14 protein-coding genes and 1 tRNA gene are annotated in these 14,798 nt (G+C 70.8%); 6 read left to right on the forward strand and 9 right to left on the reverse strand.

What is annotated here, in order from left to right:
- Entirely contained in the window at window positions 1-897 is an 897-nt protein-coding gene (locus BJY17_RS07590) for a carbohydrate ABC transporter permease (protein WP_179550824.1), read from the forward strand.
- Complete coding sequence (locus BJY17_RS07595) at window positions 894-3,281, forward strand: beta-xylosidase/alpha-l-arabinosidase (RefSeq protein ID WP_179550825.1); 2,388 nt, start codon at window positions 894-896, stop codon at window positions 3,279-3,281. Before BJY17_RS07590 ends, BJY17_RS07595 begins: the two co-directional genes overlap by 4 nt.
- A 12-nt stretch (window positions 3,282-3,293) precedes the next feature.
- Here BJY17_RS07595 and BJY17_RS07600 read toward each other — a convergent pair whose 3' ends face one another.
- On the reverse strand, window positions 3,294-4,331 hold the full coding sequence (locus BJY17_RS07600) for a LacI family DNA-binding transcriptional regulator (protein ID WP_218889864.1): 1,038 nt from the start codon (window positions 4,329-4,331) through the stop codon (window positions 3,294-3,296).
- A 99-nt stretch (window positions 4,332-4,430) separates the two neighbouring features.
- Here BJY17_RS07600 and xylA point away from each other — a divergent pair, with 99 nt between their 5' ends.
- The gene (xylA, locus tag BJY17_RS07605; RefSeq protein ID WP_179550827.1) at window positions 4,431-5,627 is read left to right on the forward strand and encodes a xylose isomerase; all 1,197 of its coding nucleotides are present in this window, start codon (window positions 4,431-4,433) and stop codon (window positions 5,625-5,627) included.
- 9 nt (window positions 5,628-5,636) lie between these two features.
- Window positions 5,637-7,028 carry a xylulokinase gene (gene xylB / locus BJY17_RS07610; RefSeq protein WP_179550828.1) on the forward strand — a complete coding sequence of 464 codons (1,392 nt, stop codon included), beginning with the start codon at window positions 5,637-5,639 and terminating at the stop codon, window positions 7,026-7,028.
- Window positions 7,029-7,121: 93 nt separating this feature from the next.
- Here xylB and groL read toward each other — a convergent pair whose 3' ends face one another.
- The 5 genes from groL to BJY17_RS07635 form a co-directional block, all read right to left on the reverse strand.
- A complete protein-coding gene (gene groL, locus BJY17_RS07615; RefSeq protein ID WP_179550829.1) occupies window positions 7,122-8,741 on the reverse strand; it encodes a chaperonin GroEL in 1,620 nt (539 codons plus the stop codon).
- Between the two features lie 125 nt (window positions 8,742-8,866).
- On the reverse strand, window positions 8,867-9,913 hold the full coding sequence (locus BJY17_RS07620; RefSeq protein WP_179550830.1) for a DUF3048 domain-containing protein: 1,047 nt from the start codon (window positions 9,911-9,913) through the stop codon (window positions 8,867-8,869).
- A gap of 77 nt (window positions 9,914-9,990) precedes the next feature.
- Window positions 9,991-10,194, reverse strand: coding sequence for a cold-shock protein (locus BJY17_RS07625; protein WP_056010420.1), 204 nt, complete (start codon window positions 10,192-10,194; stop codon window positions 9,991-9,993).
- A gap of 221 nt (window positions 10,195-10,415) precedes the next feature.
- The gene (locus BJY17_RS07630; RefSeq protein ID WP_179550831.1) at window positions 10,416-10,961 is read right to left on the reverse strand and encodes a LytR C-terminal domain-containing protein; all 546 of its coding nucleotides are present in this window, start codon (window positions 10,959-10,961) and stop codon (window positions 10,416-10,418) included.
- Between the two features lie 27 nt (window positions 10,962-10,988).
- Window positions 10,989-11,285, reverse strand: a complete 297-nt coding sequence (locus tag BJY17_RS07635; protein ID WP_179550832.1) for a DUF3263 domain-containing protein — start codon at window positions 11,283-11,285, stop codon at window positions 10,989-10,991.
- A gap of 233 nt (window positions 11,286-11,518) precedes the next feature.
- On the opposite strand from BJY17_RS07635, the gene msrB reads away from it, so the two are divergent.
- Window positions 11,519-11,920 (forward strand): peptide-methionine (R)-S-oxide reductase MsrB, encoded by a 402-nt coding sequence (gene msrB, locus BJY17_RS07640; protein ID WP_179550833.1) that lies wholly within the window; start codon window positions 11,519-11,521, stop codon window positions 11,918-11,920.
- The gene (locus tag BJY17_RS07645) at window positions 11,921-12,475 is read left to right on the forward strand and encodes a nitroreductase family protein (protein WP_322789778.1); all 555 of its coding nucleotides are present in this window, start codon (window positions 11,921-11,923) and stop codon (window positions 12,473-12,475) included. It abuts the gene before it with no gap.
- Here BJY17_RS07645 and BJY17_RS07650 read toward each other — a convergent pair.
- The 3 genes from BJY17_RS07650 to BJY17_RS07660 all read right to left on the reverse strand — a co-directional run bounded on the left by BJY17_RS07650 (window position 12,459) and on the right by BJY17_RS07660 (window position 14,606).
- Window positions 12,459-13,496: a DMT family transporter gene (locus tag BJY17_RS07650; RefSeq protein WP_246303684.1), complete on the reverse strand. Its 1,038-nt coding sequence runs from the start codon at window positions 13,494-13,496 to the stop codon at window positions 12,459-12,461. The two genes, BJY17_RS07645 and BJY17_RS07650, sit on opposite strands and share 17 nt — an antisense overlap.
- A 1-nt stretch (window position 13,497) precedes the next feature.
- Window positions 13,498-13,570: transfer RNA gene (locus BJY17_RS07655), tRNA-Thr, on the reverse strand.
- Window positions 13,571-13,685: 115 nt separating this feature from the next.
- Window positions 13,686-14,606 (reverse strand): DsbA family protein, encoded by a 921-nt coding sequence (locus BJY17_RS07660; protein WP_179550834.1) that lies wholly within the window; start codon window positions 14,604-14,606, stop codon window positions 13,686-13,688.
- Window positions 14,607-14,798: the final 192 nt, after the last annotated feature.

Raw genomic sequence — 14,798 nt, forward strand, 5'->3', positions numbered from 1 at the left:
ATGTCAGTCGCTTCCCCCGCCCTGGGCGGGACCCGCACCACCGGGCACGATCCCGTCCCTCGTCACCGCTTCGACTGGGGTCAGCCGTTCATCGTGCTCCTCGCACTCGTCATCGCCGCGATCGCGATCGGGCCGGTGCTCTACGTGTTCGTCGGAGGCTTCCGGACGACGGCCGATCTCAATGCGAATCCGGTGGGGCTGCCCTCGCCATGGACCCTCGACAACTGGAGCGCCGTGCTCGGCTCCCCGCGGTTCTGGGGCAATGTCGCCTCGAGCATGATCCTCGCCGTCGGCACCACGGCGGGCGTGGTCATCGTCGGCGTCATGGCCGCGTTCGTGATCGCGCGCTACACCTTCCGGGGGCGCGAGGGACTCTACCTCCTGTTCGCCGCCGGGCTGATGTTCCCCCTCACGGTCGCGGCCCTGCCGCTGACGCTGCTCCTGCGAACGCTCGGACTCCACGGCACCTTCCTCGGGGTCATCATCCCGTCCATCGCCTTCGCCCTGCCGACGACGATCATCATCCTCGTGCCGTTCCTCCGAGCCATCCCCGACGAACTCGAGGAGGCCGCCGCCATCGACGGCACGACCCGTGTCGGCTTCTTCTGGCGCATCCTGCTCCCCCTGTCGATGCCGGGGCTCGTCACGGTCGGCGTGCTCGCCTTCGTCGGCAGTTGGAACGGCTACCTGCTCCCGTTGCTCGTCATCAGCACGGGTACCCTCCCGCAGGAGCTCTGGCCGCTGCCGCTCGGCGTGACCCAGTTCTCGACGCAGTACTCGCAGGACACCGGCGCGGTGCTCGCCTACACCTCGTTGTCGATGATCCCGGCACTCGTGTTCTTCCTGTTCGCCGAGAAGCGCATCGTCGGCGGCCTCACCGGGGCGGTGAAGGGATGACGAACGTGGAGGAACGCATGACGGATGCCCCGTGGCACGACGCCTCGCTCACCATCGATGATCGCGTCGACGCGCTCGTCGCCGAGATGACGCTCGAGGAGAAGCTCGCGCAGCTCTACGGCGTCTGGGTCGGGGCATCCGATGACGGCGGCGACGTCGCACCCCACCAGCACGACCTCGACGACGCCGTCGACCTCGACGAGCTGCTGCCGTCGGGGCTCGGCCAGCTCACCCGGCAGTTCGGCACCGCTCCGGTCGACGCGGCGCTCGGCGCGCTCTCACTCGCCCGCACCCAGCAGCGCATCGTGGCCGCGAACCGATTCGGCATCCCGGCCGTCGCGCACGAGGAGTGCCTCGCGGGCTTCGCCGCATGGGGCGCCACCGCCTACCCGGTCCCGCTGTCATGGGGCGCGACCTTCGACCCGGCGCTCGTCGAGCGGATGGCTCGCCGCATCGGCGACGACATGCGATCGGTCGGCGTGCACCAGGGACTCGCACCCGTGCTCGACGTCGTGCGCGACGCACGGTGGGGCCGGGTCGAGGAGACGATCGGCGAGGATCCCTACCTCGTCGCAACGGTCGGCAGCGCCTACGTGCGCGGACTCGAGTCCTCGGGCGTCGTCGCGACGCTCAAGCACTTCGTCGGCTACTCCGCCTCCCGAGCCGGTCGGAACCTCGCACCCGTCTCGGTCGGCGGTCGCGAGCTGGCCGACGTGCTGCTGCCGCCGTTCGAGATGGCGATCCGCGAGGGCGGGGCCCGCAGCGTGATGAACTCGTACACCGACCTCGACGGCGTGCCGTCGGCTGCCGACCGCTCGCTGCTCACGGGGCTGCTCCGCGACACGTGGGGGTTCGACGGCACCGTCGTCGCCGACTACTTCGCGATCGCGTTCCTGAAGCTGCTGCACGGCACCGCGGCGACGTGGGCCGAGGCCGCGGGTGCAGCGCTCGCCGCGGGCATCGACGTCGAACTGCCGACGGTCAAGACGTTCGGCGAGCCGTTGCGACAGGCCGTCGAGCAGGGAGTCGTCGAGTCGTCGCTCGTCGACACTGCACTGCGGCGAGTGCTGCGCCAGAAGGGCCAGCTCGGTCTCCTCGATGCCGACTGGTCGGCGCTGCCCCCGGCGCTCGCAGAGGCCGACGTCGACCACCTCGACCGGCTGCGGGGCACGATCGACCTCGATCCGGCCGGCAACCGCGCCCTGGCCGGGGAACTCGCGGAGCGCGCCATCGTGCTCGTGCGCAACGACGGCTCGCTGCCGCTCGCGGCGCCGGGCGTCATCGCCGTCGTCGGGCCGAACCTCGACGACCCGTACGCGATGCTCGGCTGCTACTCCTTCCCCGCCCATGTGGTGTCGCAGCATCCGGGCGTCGCGCTCGGCATCCGGGTTCCGACCCTGCTCGAGGCGTTGCGCGAGGAGTTCCCCGCGAGCGAGATCCGCTGGGCGAGCGGCACGAGCGTCGACGGCGGCGAGACCGATGACATCGCGGATGCCGCGGCGCTCGCGGCGTCCGCCGACGTCGTGATCCTCGCGCTCGGCGATCGGGCGGGGCTCTTCGGCCGCGGCACGAGCGGCGAGGGCTGCGATGCCGAGACGCTCGAGCTGCCGGGCGCACAGCAGCAACTGGTCGACGCGGTGCTGGACACCGGGACGCCGGCCGTGCTGGCGCTCCTCGCGGGGCGGCCCTACGCCCTCGGGCGCGCGAACCGCGAGGCCGCCGGCATCGTGCAGGCCTTCTTCGCGGGCGAGGAGGGCGCACCCGCCCTCGCCGGCGTGCTGAGCGGGCGGATCAACCCGAGCGGCCGGCTGCCCGTGAGCATCCCGGCGACGGCGGGCTCCCAGCCCACCACCTACCTCGCGCCCCCGTTGGCTCGCGCGAACGACGTGTCGAACGTCGATCCGACGCCGGCGTACGCATTCGGTCACGGCCTCGGCTATTCGACGTTCGCCTGGGATGCGTTCGACGCCGATGTCGCCGAGACCGGCACCGACGGTGCGGTGACCGTGCGCCTCCGCGTTCGGAACGCGGGCGATCGCGCGGGCGCCGAGATCGTGCAGCTCTACCTGCACGATCCGGTCGCGTCGGTCGTGCGCCCCGTGCAGCGGCTCATCGGCTTCGCCCGCGTGGAGCTCGAGCCCGGGGCATCCGCAGCGGTGTCGTTCACGGCGCCCGCCGACCTCGCTTCGTTCACGGGCCGCGACGGGCGGCGCATCGTCGAACCCGGCGAGCTCGTGCTGAGCGCCGGCCGGTCGAGCACCGAGATGCCGTTCGCGCACACGGTCCGCCTCACGGGCCCGGTGCGCGAGGTCGATCACACCCGGCGGTTGCATCCCGACGTGTCGGTCGTGGTGACGGCTGCCCCGGCATCCGTCACCGGCTGACCCCGTCTGCGATCACCGCGCCGCCGGAGTGCCCGCCGGCGGCGCGGTGCTCTCGCGGACGACCAGACTCGTCGCCAGGTCCATGCGCGGGGTCGTCGCCGGCGTCTCGTCGCTCAGCCGGATCACGAGCCGCGCGGCCTCCTCGCCCATCCGCTTCAGCGGCTGGTGCACGGTCGTCAGCCGCGGGGTCACCCAGCGCGCGAGCGGGATGTCGTCGTACCCGACGATCGAGACGTCCTCCGGTACGCGGAGCCCGGCGACGCGCGCCGCGTCGAGGGCGCCGACGGCCTGCAGGTCGCTGCCCGCGAAGATCGCGGTGGGCGGCTCGTCGAGCGCGAGGAGCTCGCGGGCGTGATCGCGCCCGCCGCTGACGTGGAAGTCGCCGAACCTGATCCATGCCGGATCGATCGGCAGGCCGGCCGAGTTCATCGCCGAGCGGTACCCGTCGACTCGGGCGAGCGAGCACATCATGTCCTCGGGCCCGGTGATCGCGGCGATGCGGCGGTGGCCGAGATCGATGAGGTGGCGGGTCGCCATGAGCCCGCCCGACCAGTTCGCGGAACCGACGGACGGCGCGTCGGGTGAGGGGTCGCCGGCCGGGTCGATGATGACGAACGGGATGGCCCGCGACCGCAGTCGCTCGCGATACTCGGGCGCGAGTTCGGCGAAGACGAGCACGATGCCGATGGGGCGCCGCCGCATGACGCCCTCGATCCAGTCGGGATCGGGTGCGTGACGGTTGCCGCTGACCGTGAGCACGACGCTCAGGCCGTGCTCCTTGGCGACGGTCTCGACCCCGTCGATGAGCTCCATCGACCAGATGGGGTCGAGTTCGGGGAAGACGAGTTCGATGAGATCGGTCCGCGCCTCGGCGCGGCCGTGGCGGCGCACGTATCCCCGGTCGGCGAGAAGGGTCTCGACTCTCGTGCGGGTCGCGGCCGAGACGTCGGCTCGGCCGTTCAGGACCTTCGAGATCGTCGAGAGCGAGACGCCGGCCTCGCCGGCCACTTCGGCAAGGGTGACGCGCTCCCCGGGTGCTTCGGAATCCATGTTTCGAATCATATTCCCGAAACTTGCGCTGGCGCGATGCCGGTCGATGCGATAAGTTGTCAGACACAACCAATACCGCTCAATGAGGATCAGGTGACGATGTCCGTGCCCACCCCCACCCGTGACGACCAGTTCTCCTTCGGCCTGTGGACCGTCGGCTACAACGGCACCGATCCGTTCGGCGGGCCCACGCGGCATCCGCTCGACGTCGTGCACGTCGTCGAGAAGCTCGACGAGCTCGGGGCCTACGGCCTCACCTTCCACGACGACGACCTGTTCGCATTCGGGTCGACCGATGCCGAGCGACAGACCATGATCGACCGGCTGAAGGGCGCGCTCGAGTCGACGGGCATCGTCGTCCCGATGGTGACCACCAACCTGTTCAGCGCCCCGGTCTTCAAGGACGGCGGCTTCACCTCGAACGACCGCGCCGTGCGCCGCTTCGCGCTCCGCAAGGTGCTGCGCAACATCGATCTCGCCGCCGAACTCGGCGCGAAGACCTTCGTGATGTGGGGTGGGCGCGAGGGCTCGGAGTACGACGCCGCGAAAGACATCCGCTCGGCACTCGAGCGCTACCGGGAGGCCGTGAACCTGCTCGGCGACTACGTCACCGACAAGGGCTACGACATCCGCTTCGCGATCGAGCCCAAGCCCAACGAGCCTCGCGGCGACATCCTGCTGCCGACGGTGGGCCATGCCCTCGCGTTCATCGACTCGCTCGAGCGCCCCGAGCTCGTCGGCGTCAACCCCGAGGTCGGGCACGAGCAGATGGCGGGCCTGAACTTCTCCGCCGGCATCGCCCAGGCGCTGTACCACGGCAAGCTCTTCCACATCGACCTCAACGGCCAGCGCGGCATCAAGTACGACCAGGACCTCGTCTTCGGCCACGGCGACCTGCACAACGCGTTCGCCCTCGTCGACCTGCTCGAGCACGGCGGCCCAGGCGGCGCGCCGGCGTACACCGGACCCCGCCACTTCGACTACAAGCCCAGTCGCACTGAAGACGAGACCGGCGTGTGGGACTCCGCGGCCGCGAACATGCGCACCTACCTGCTGCTCAAGGAACGGGCTGCCGCATTCCGCGCGGATCCCGAGGTGCAGGAGGCCCTCACCGCCTCCAAGGTGTTCGAACTCGGACAGCCGACCCTCGGCGAGGGCGAGGGCCACGCCGAGCTGCTCGCCGACCGCACCGCCTTCGAGGACTTCGACGCCGACGCCTACCTCGGCGGACACGGCTTCGGTTTCGTGCGGCTCCAGCAGCTCGCCACCGAGCACCTGCTCGGCGCACGCGGCTAGGCACGGCGCGTGTCGCTCGTCGCAGGCGTCGACTCGTCGACGCAGGCGTGCAAGGTCGTCATCCGAGACGCTGCGACCGGGGCGCTCGTGCGCTCCGGTCGCGCGCCGCACCCCGCCGGCACCGAGGTCGATCCGGCCGCGTGGTGGGCGGCACTGCTCACGGCGTTCGCCGACGCGGGCGGGCTCGACGACGTCGAGGCGATCTCCGTCGCAGGCCAGCAGCACGGCATGATCGTGCTCGATGCCGAGGGCCGGGTCATCCGCGACGCCCTGCTCTGGAACGACACCCGTTCCGCCCGGGCCGCGCGCGACCTCATCGCCGAGGTCGGTGCCGACGACTACGCCCGGCGCACCGGCGTCGTGCCGGTGGCGTCCTTCACGGCGACGAAGCTGCGCTGGCTGCGTGACGAGGAACCCGACGCCGCGGCCCGCGTCGCCGCCGTCGCCCTCCCCCACGACTGGCTCACGTGGCGACTGCGCGGCTTCGGCCCGGCGGGCGAGTCACCGCTCGGGCCGGTCCTCGGCGAGCTCACGACCGACCGATCGGATGCGAGCGGCACCGCCTACTGGGGGCCGAACGGGTACGACCGCGAGCTCTTCGTCCGCGCGCTCGGGCACGATGCCGTGCTGCCACGCGTACTCGCCCCCGACGAGGCCGCCGGCCGCACGCCCGACGGCATCCTCGTCGGCGCCGGAGCCGGCGATAACGCGGCCGCCGCGCTCGGCCTCGACGCGGCGCCGGGCGACGTCGTCGTCTCGATCGGCACGAGCGGCACGGTCTTCGCGGTGACGGATGCCGCCGTCGCCGATCCGTCCGGCACGGTCGCCGGTTTCGCGGATGCCACGGGGCGGCGCCTGCCGCTCATCGCGACGCTGAACGCCGCGCGAGTGCTCGACGTGACCGCTGGGCTGCTCGGCGTCGACCACGACGAACTCGGCAGGCTCGCCCTCGAGGCCGAGCCCGGGGCATCCGGAGCCGTGCTCGTGCCCTACTTCGAGGGTGAGCGGACTCCGAACCTCCCCGAAGCGACGGCCTCGTTCTCGGGACTCACGCTCGCCAACACCACTCGCTCCTCGATCGCGAGGGCCGCGATCGAAGGGCTGCTCTGCGGACTCGCCGACGGCCTCGACGCAGTACGCGGGCAGGGCGTCGAGGTGTCGCGAGTGCTGCTCATCGGCGGTGCGGCGCAGAACCCCGCCGTGCGACACGTCGCCGCCCAGGTCTTCGATGCCCCGGTCATCGTGCCCGTGCCCGGCGAGTACGTCGCCGACGGCGCGGCACGGCAGGCGAGGTGGGCGCTCACCGGCGAGCGCCCCGCGTGGCCGCTCGAAGTCGACGCCGAGCTCGAGAGCCGGCCCTGCGGCGTGATCCGGGAGCAGTACGCCCGCGCACGAGCCTGACTCCGTCCGGACTCGGCCGCGGGAGATCATCGGAGACGACGATGGGCGCCTCCCCGGAGGGAGACGCCCATCGTGTGCTTCGCGAGGCGCGGACTAGAAGTCCATGCCGCCCGTCGGGTCGCCGGCCGGAGCCGGGTTCTTCTCGGGCTTGTCGGCGACGACGGCCTCGGTGGTGAGGAACAGGCCCGCGATCGACGCTGCGTTCAGCAGCGCGGAGCGGGTGACCTTCACCGGGTCGTTGATGCCGGCAGCGAGCATGTCGACGTACTCGCCGGTCGCGGCGTTGAGGCCCTGGCCGACCGGGAGGTTGCGCACGCGGTCGACCACGACGCCCGGCTCGAGGCCGGCGTTGAGGGCGATCTGCTTGAGCGGAGCGTCGATCGCGACGCGGACGATGTTCGCACCGGTCGCCTCGTCGCCCGTGAGCTCGAGCTTCTCGAAGGCGGTCTTGCCGGCCTGGATGAGGGCGACGCCACCACCGGCGACGATGCCCTCTTCGACGGCGGCCTTCGCGTTGCGAACGGCGTCCTCGATGCGGTGCTTGCGCTCCTTGAGCTCGACCTCGGTCGCCGCACCCGCCTTGATGACGGCGACGCCGCCGGCGAGCTTGGCGAGGCGCTCCTGGAGCTTCTCGCGGTCGTAGTCGGAGTCGGTGTTCTCGATCTCCTTGCGGATCTGCGCGACGCGGCCGGCGATGGCCTCCTCGTCGCCGCCACCCTCGACGATGGTCGTCTCGTCCTTGGTGATGATGACCTTGCGAGCCGAGCCGAGCAGGTCGAGGGTGACGTTCTCGAGCTTGAGGCCGACCTCCTCGGAGATGACCTGGCCACCGGTGAGGGTCGCGATGTCCTGCAGCTGCGCCTTGCGACGGTCGCCGAAGCCGGGGGCCTTGACGGCGACCGACTTGAAGATGCCGCGGATCTTGTTGACGATCAGCGTCGCGAGTGCTTCGCCGTCGACGTCTTCCGCGATGATGAGGAGCTGCTTGCCGGTCTGGATGACCTTGTCGACGATCGGCAGCAGGTCCTTGATGTTCGAGACCTTGCCGTTGACGATCAGGATGTAGGGGTCTTCGAAGACCGCTTCCTGGCGCTCGGGGTCGGTGACGAAGTACGCCGACAGGTAGCCCTTGTCGAAGCGCATGCCCTCGGTCAGCTCGAGCTCGGTGCCGAAGGTGTTCGACTCCTCGACGGTGACGACGCCCTCCTTGCCGACCTTGTCGATCGCCTCGGCGATGAGCGCGCCGATCTGCTCGTCGGCGGCGGAGATCGATGCCGTGGCGGCGATCTCTTCCTTCGTCTCGACGTCCTTCGCGTTGGCGAGGAGCTCGGCCTCGACGGCCGCGACGGCCTTCTCGATGCCGCGCTTGAGCGAGATGGGGTCGGCGCCTGCGGCGACGTTGCGGAGGCCCTCGCGCACGAGTGCCTGGGCGAGCACGACCGAGGTCGTGGTGCCGTCACCGGCGACGTCGTCGGTCTTCTTGGCGACCTCCTTGACGAGCTCGGCACCGATCTTCTCGTACGGGTCGTCGAGTTCGATCTCCTTGGCGATCGACACACCGTCGTTCGTGATCGTGGGTGCGCCCCACTTCTTCTCGAGCACGACGTTGCGTCCGCGCGGGCCGAGGGTCACCTTCACCGCGTCGGCGAGCGTGTTCAGGCCACGCTCGAGGCCACGACGGGCCTCCTCGTTGAAAGCAATGATCTTTGCCATGTGTTTCTCTCGTCCTTTCCCGGACGTCTTCAAAGATTCGTTGGGTTAGCACTCAAAACGAGTGAGTGCTAAATCGATTCTGGCACTCGACCGCCACGAGTGCAAGCGAGCCCGAGGCTGTCCGCTCAGGGCGTGAAGGTCGCCGAACCCTCGCTCGGCACGAGTTCGACCCACGTGTTGCCGGGAGCCAGCCGCAGCGGCGAGCCGTCGTCGGCGGTGAGCACGATGGGCGACCCCGCGGCATCCTTCACCCACGTGCCGTGGGCCGTTCGGCCGCCGGCGGACACCCAGGCCTCGCCCGAGCCGATCACGACCGTCTTCGGCACCTCGCCGTAGCTCTCGTCGATCGCGACGCGCATGGTCACGACGTTCGTCGCGCGCACCCGTTCCCCGGACGCCTCCGTGTCGGGCGAGCCCTCCTGCGAGCGCAACCAGATGGATGCCGCGGCATCCCACTCCCATGCGGGGAACCGCCCCTCGGAGAAGACGAGGTCGACGCGCGACGTCGGCACCGCGGCGAGTGCCGGAGCCGCGAGCGGATCGGCAGTGCCGTAGGCGAACTGCACCGGCGGCGGCGCGATGGGGGCGTTGCGGGAGACCGCCTCTGCTGACTCGAGGATCACGTCGTGCGGCCCCGGCCGTTCATCGGCCCGGAAGAAGAGCCCGGTCTCGTCGAAGTCGAAGACGAGGTTCACGAGCGGCGTCGCCATCATCATCTCGACGAACTGGTCCTGGCCGCCCGAGTAGGCGATGATGCCGCCGAAGGGAGAGGCGATGTCGGGATCCATCGGGCGGATCGATCGCACGGGGCCGACCTCGTCGGGGACATCCGAGTGCCAGATCGCGACATAGCGGGTGAGGCCGCCCTCGACGAGCTCCTCGAAGACGATATCGGTGCGGTTGAGGGCGATCTGCGGGCGCGCCTCTTCGTGGTTGTCGATCTTCACCGCCAGCGAGGGGTGCGCGAGCGCGGCCGCCTCCGCGGGCGTTCCGCGCAGCGGGGCGAACGAGACCGCGGCAGCCGCCGCCGCCGAAGAGGGTCGGGCCTCGTCCTCGGTCGGGGCCGGAGCCGAGCGGGGCGACTGGCAGGCGGCCAGCAGCAACGTCGCCGCGACGAGCACGGCGATTCGCGCTCCCCGCCGTCGCGGGGCCGGCTCGGCCTGCGCTGCCATGCGGTCAGCGTAGACCCGCACACCGCCGGAGATGCGAGAGCGCGCCGCCGGATCGACGGCGCGCCCGCGAATCGATGTCAGGCCGGGCGGACGCCTTCGGCCTGCGGTCCCTTGGAACCGGTGCCGACCTCGAAGACGACCTGCTGCCCCTCCTCGAGGACCTTGTACCCCGACATGTCGATGGCGGAGTAGTGGACGAAGACGTCCTGGCCCCCCTCATCGACGGTGATGAATCCGTAGCCCTTTTCAGCGTTGAACCACTTGACGGTTCCGTTCGCCATGCGTTGCTCCCATGTTGCCGTGTCCGATCAGCACCCGCCCGTGGCCTGTGCCGGACCGCCCCCTCGCGAGCAGGGTGCCAGGGACGGAACCGTGCGCTCGCGCTGGAGAGCGGCCGAAACCAGATACTCACGACAGGGCGTTCCTGCACAAGGGTCTGCGGAGCGGTGCGGATATCGGAATGGCAACGATTCGGTCGCGCCCGACCGTATCGGCGGGTCGATCAGCCCGCAGTGGCCTCGGCGTAGTCGGAGCCGAGCACGACGACCAACTGGTTGCCGGTGGCGGCGAACTGCTCGGACATCCGCACATCGGCCTCGGGCAGGAACTGCGCGACACCGCGAGCGGCACCCTCGAGATCGGGGGTCGCGTAGTAGACGACGGTCTCGGTGAGCGTCTCATCGCTCGCGTTCGCCGCCGACCCCACCGGGACCCCGTTGGCCGTGAGCGTCTCCGACGCCTTCGCCGCCAACCCGGCCGTCGCGGTGCCGTTCAGCACGAGCACGGGGATGTCGGGGGCGATCACGGGTTCGGCGGTGACGACCGGCGTCGCGCTCGGGCTCGCGACCGGCGCCTCACCGAAGTTCAGCCGGTCGTTGAAGACCATGACGCCGCCGATGCCGACCGCGGCGAGCACCACCGTCGCCAGTGCCGCCCAGCCGAAGGTGATCCATCCCGCGCCCCGGCGCGCCGGCGCGCGGTGCGCACCGACACGGTCGATGCCGTGCGGGATCGAGTCGAAGCGATCGCGGGGGAACTTCTGCGCCATGGGTCCAGTCGTCTGTCGGGGCCGCGCTCAGTCGAGCGGTCGGCCGATCGAGAGGGAACGACGCGTTCGCGCCGCTGCACGAGCCGCACGCATCCGCTGCAGGCGCTTGACCAGCATCGGGTCGTGCCTCAGCGCCGCCGGTGAATCGATGAGCTCGCCGAGGATCCGATAGTAGCGGGCGGCGGAGATGCCGAACTCATCGCGGATCGCCTCCGCCTTCGCGCCGGGATGCTGCCATGCGCGCGCCTCGAAGGCGAGCACCCGAGCGTCGCGCTCCTCGAGCTCAGATTCGACGGGGCGGTGCGGCAGGCGCTCGGCGCTCATCGGACCTCCCGTTCGAGGCGAGCCGGATGCACCGCCTGCACGTCATCCTAGACACCGGCGCCTTTGCGGGAGCCGAGTGACGGCGGCGTGTATCGGCGGCGAGCGCCGGCCCGTGCTCGCGCGAGGATGCCGCGGAACACCGGAGCGGTGCGCAGCGTTGCACCCGATGTCGGAACCCACGGGCGAACCTGCGACCATGGAGGGCACCGACGCGAGCACTGAGAGGACGCTTCATGGCGTACAACGTGGACAAGACCGACGACGAGTGGCGCGCCGAGCTCGGCGACGAGCAGTACGCCGTGCTCCGCGAGGCCGCGACCGAACGCCCGTGGACGGGCGAGCTGCTCGACGAGGAGCGTGCCGGCGTCTACTCGTGCGCCGCCTGTGGCGCCGAGCTGTTCCAGAGCGGCACGAAGTTCGACTCGGGCTGCGGCTGGCCGAGCTTCTACGAGTCCGTGCGGCCCGAGGCCGTGCAGCTCATCGAGGACTCCTCGCTCGGCATGGTGCGCACCGAGGTGCGCTGCGCGAACTGCGGCTCGCACCTGGGCCACGTCTTCCCCGACGGCTTCGGCACGCCCACCGGCGACCGGTACTGCATGAACTCGATCGCCCTCGACTTCTCCGCCGAGGCCTGAGTGTCGGCATCCGCCCGCGAGGCGATGCTCGCTCGACGCTCTGCCCCCAAGGTCACGGATGCCGCGCCCGACGACGCCGAGGTCGCCGACCTGCTCGAAGCGGCCGGCCGGGTCGCCGACCACGCCTCGCTGCGCCCGTGGCGGTTCATCGCCCTGCGCGGCGACGCTCGGAACCGCCTGGGTGACGCACTCGCCGCGGCAGCGGGCCTCGACGGCGAGCATGGCGCTCGCCTCGCGGGCAAGCCGTTGCGAGCACCGCTGCTGCTCGCGATCGTCGCGGTGACGAGGCCGCACTTCAAGGTGCCCGAGTGGGAGCAGGAGGCCGTCGCCGCGGGCGTCGCCCACCAGCTGAGCCTGCTGCTCGACGACGCCGGATGGGGCGTCATGTGGCGATCCGGCCCGCACACGCGGCATCCGCTCGTCGCCGAGATGCACGGCCTCGCCGACGGCGAACGCCTGCTCGGCTGGCTCTACGTCGGCGGCGTGCCCGACGGGGCGCGACCGGATCGCGGCCAGGATGCCGACGCAGCCGCGCGGTTCAGTTCGCTGCAGTGACCTCGGCGGGCGGCAGTGCGTGCTTGCGCCGACCCCAGCGGATCGAGGCGACCCCGACGGCGATGAGCGCGAGCACGGTGCCGCCGATCGTCGCGATGCCGACCGGGCGGTCGGCGGTGGGCAGCAGCAGGTCGAGTGCGAGCGCCGCCACGAGCTGACCCGCCACGCCGCAGAGGGCGAGCAGCAGCACGCCGAGTCGCCGCACGAGCATCGCCTGGCCTGCGATGAAGATGCAGCCGAGCGCCCCGCCCGCGTACAGCCACGGTTCGGCGGGCAGCGCCGTCGGCCAGCCGGCGATGGTCGCGTGCACGAGCATCACCACGACGAGCGCCGTCGTTCCGACCAGGAAGTTGATCACCGTCGCGGTGAGCGCGCTGTCGGCGACGGCCTTCACCCGGCCGTTGACCGCCTGCTGCCATGACGCGCCGATGCCGGCGATGAACGGAAGCACCATGAGCAGGATCGGGGCGTCGCCCGCGAGCTGCGCCGACACCGCCCAGCCGATGGCGGCGAGCGCGAGCACCGCGCCGACCACGCGCGTCGCGCTGAGCGGCCGTCGCCCGCCCGGGCCGAGCCCCACGAGGTCGAAGACGATTCCGCCCACCGTCTGACCTGCGACGATCGCGATCGTGAACAGGGCGACGCCGATGACGCCGGCCGACAGGCCCTGCGTCGTCACGAACCAGGCGCCGGCGAGCCCGCCGAGCACCATCCACCATGGGAGCGCGCGAACGCGCAGCGCACCGCCGACCTTCGCGAGCCCCGCCCGGCCAGGCTTCCACATGGTGAGCACGACGAGCAGGATCACGAGGCCGCTGCCGAACGAGATCGCCGCGGCCACGAACGGATCGTCCAGCGCCACCGCGAGTTGCCCGTTGATGCGCGACTGCAACGCCGTGCCCGCGCCGAGCAGCAGCGCGAGCGCGAGCGCGATCCACATCGGGATGCGCGACTGCTCGACGTGGTGGTGGTGTGCTGCGACGCCCGCCGATGGCGGCTGCTGAGCTGGATGCTGAGTCAAGAGCCGGCTGCGGGACTCGAACCCGCAACCACCGCTTTACAAGAGCGGTGCGCTACCAATTGCGCCAAGCCGGCGAGGGGATGCCTCGACGACATCCTACCGATCGCCGAGCGGCGGCCCGGCATCGCGATGCGATCGCCGAACGCACGGAGGCCCGGCACTCGGCCGGGCCTCCGCAGCGATCGCGCGCTACGGCGCCGGAGTGGGCGTCGGGGTCGACGTCGACTCGGAGAAGGTCTCGCCGGTCGCCTGCAGCACGAACGACTGGAACTCGGCGGGGTCGGTCAGCGAGCCCTCGTACTGCTTGCCGTTCACGAGCACGGTCGGGGTGCCCTTGATGCGCTCGAGGTCGGAGTTCGGCACCGGCTCGTTCAACGCGCGCGTCGTGGCATCCTGCACCCACTTCTTGAAGGTGGTGTCGTCGATGCACTGCTCGATCGTCGACAGCGAGCTCACGTCCGCCTGCTTCGCGAGCGACTTCAGCTCGGCGTTGTTGAGGCCGACGGAGGTCTCGGCGGGCTGGTTCTCGAACAGCAGCGCGTTGAAGTCGAAGAACGACTCGGGCGAGGTGTTCGCCACGCAGGCCGCCGCGTTCGCCGCGCGCAGCGAGTACTGGGTGCCGGCCGACTTGTTGGTCAGCAGGGCGATGGGGTGCACCTCGAGCGTCGCCGCTCCGGACTCGACCATCGTTCGGATGGAGTCGGCGTTCGTCGTCTCGAACTGGCCGCAGAACGGGCACAGGTAGTCGATGTACGTGACGATGTTCGCCACGGTGCCGCTGTCGTCGGGCACCGTCGGCGTGGGCGTCGCGCCCGCGGCCAGCGCCGGTGTCTCGGTCGGGGTGATCGCGCCGTCGACGCCGGTGAGCAGGATGCCGTCGCTCGCCATGTTGGCGGGGCCGGGACCGTCGGGCTTGATGTTGTTGAAGATCAGGGCGCCGATGAGCGCGGCGATCGCGACCACCGCGACGATGACGCCGCCCTGGATGAGCCACTTGTTGCGTCGCTCGCGCTTCTTCTGCTCCTCGCGGAGCTCCCGCGCCTTCTCGCGCGCGGCTTCGCGCTGCTCGTTACGGGTGGGGCGTGGCTGATTCGATCCGCCGTTGCTCATCGATGGTCACTCCGGTCGCTGTGTGGGCGCGCATGTATGCATGCGGACGCAAACACGATAGTAGGGACGATGGCTGTGAAACACCCAAACGGATTCCGCGAACCGGCCGGATCCGAGCTGAGTGCGGTCTCCGGCCGCGTGCGGAGCACTCCGTCGCGCGTGCGATACTGAGTGGGCGTCAACGTCGACGCA

Source organism: Agromyces hippuratus (genome assembly GCF_013410355.1).
GTDB lineage: Bacteria > Actinomycetota > Actinomycetes > Actinomycetales > Microbacteriaceae > Agromyces > Agromyces hippuratus.

Coding starts and splice junctions, on each gene's coding strand:
- BJY17_RS07590 (WP_179550824.1), top strand. CDS start 1: ATGTCAGTCGCTTCCCCCGCCCTGGGCGGGACCCGCACCACCGGGCAC.
- BJY17_RS07595 (WP_179550825.1), top strand. CDS start 894: ATGACGAACGTGGAGGAACGCATGACGGATGCCCCGTGGCACGACGCC.
- BJY17_RS07600 (WP_218889864.1), bottom strand. CDS start 4,331: ATGGATTCCGAAGCACCCGGGGAGCGCGTCACCCTTGCCGAAGTGGCC.
- xylA (WP_179550827.1), top strand. CDS start 4,431: ATGTCCGTGCCCACCCCCACCCGTGACGACCAGTTCTCCTTCGGCCTG.
- groL (WP_179550829.1), bottom strand. CDS start 8,741: ATGGCAAAGATCATTGCTTTCAACGAGGAGGCCCGTCGTGGCCTCGAG.
- BJY17_RS07620 (WP_179550830.1), bottom strand. CDS start 9,913: ATGGCAGCGCAGGCCGAGCCGGCCCCGCGACGGCGGGGAGCGCGAATC.
- BJY17_RS07625 (WP_056010420.1), bottom strand. CDS start 10,194: ATGGCGAACGGAACCGTCAAGTGGTTCAACGCTGAAAAGGGCTACGGA.
- BJY17_RS07630 (WP_179550831.1), bottom strand. CDS start 10,961: ATGGCGCAGAAGTTCCCCCGCGATCGCTTCGACTCGATCCCGCACGGC.
- BJY17_RS07635 (WP_179550832.1), bottom strand. CDS start 11,285: ATGAGCGCCGAGCGCCTGCCGCACCGCCCCGTCGAATCTGAGCTCGAG.
- msrB (WP_179550833.1), top strand. CDS start 11,519: ATGGCGTACAACGTGGACAAGACCGACGACGAGTGGCGCGCCGAGCTC.
- BJY17_RS07660 (WP_179550834.1), bottom strand. CDS start 14,606: ATGAGCAACGGCGGATCGAATCAGCCACGCCCCACCCGTAACGAGCAG.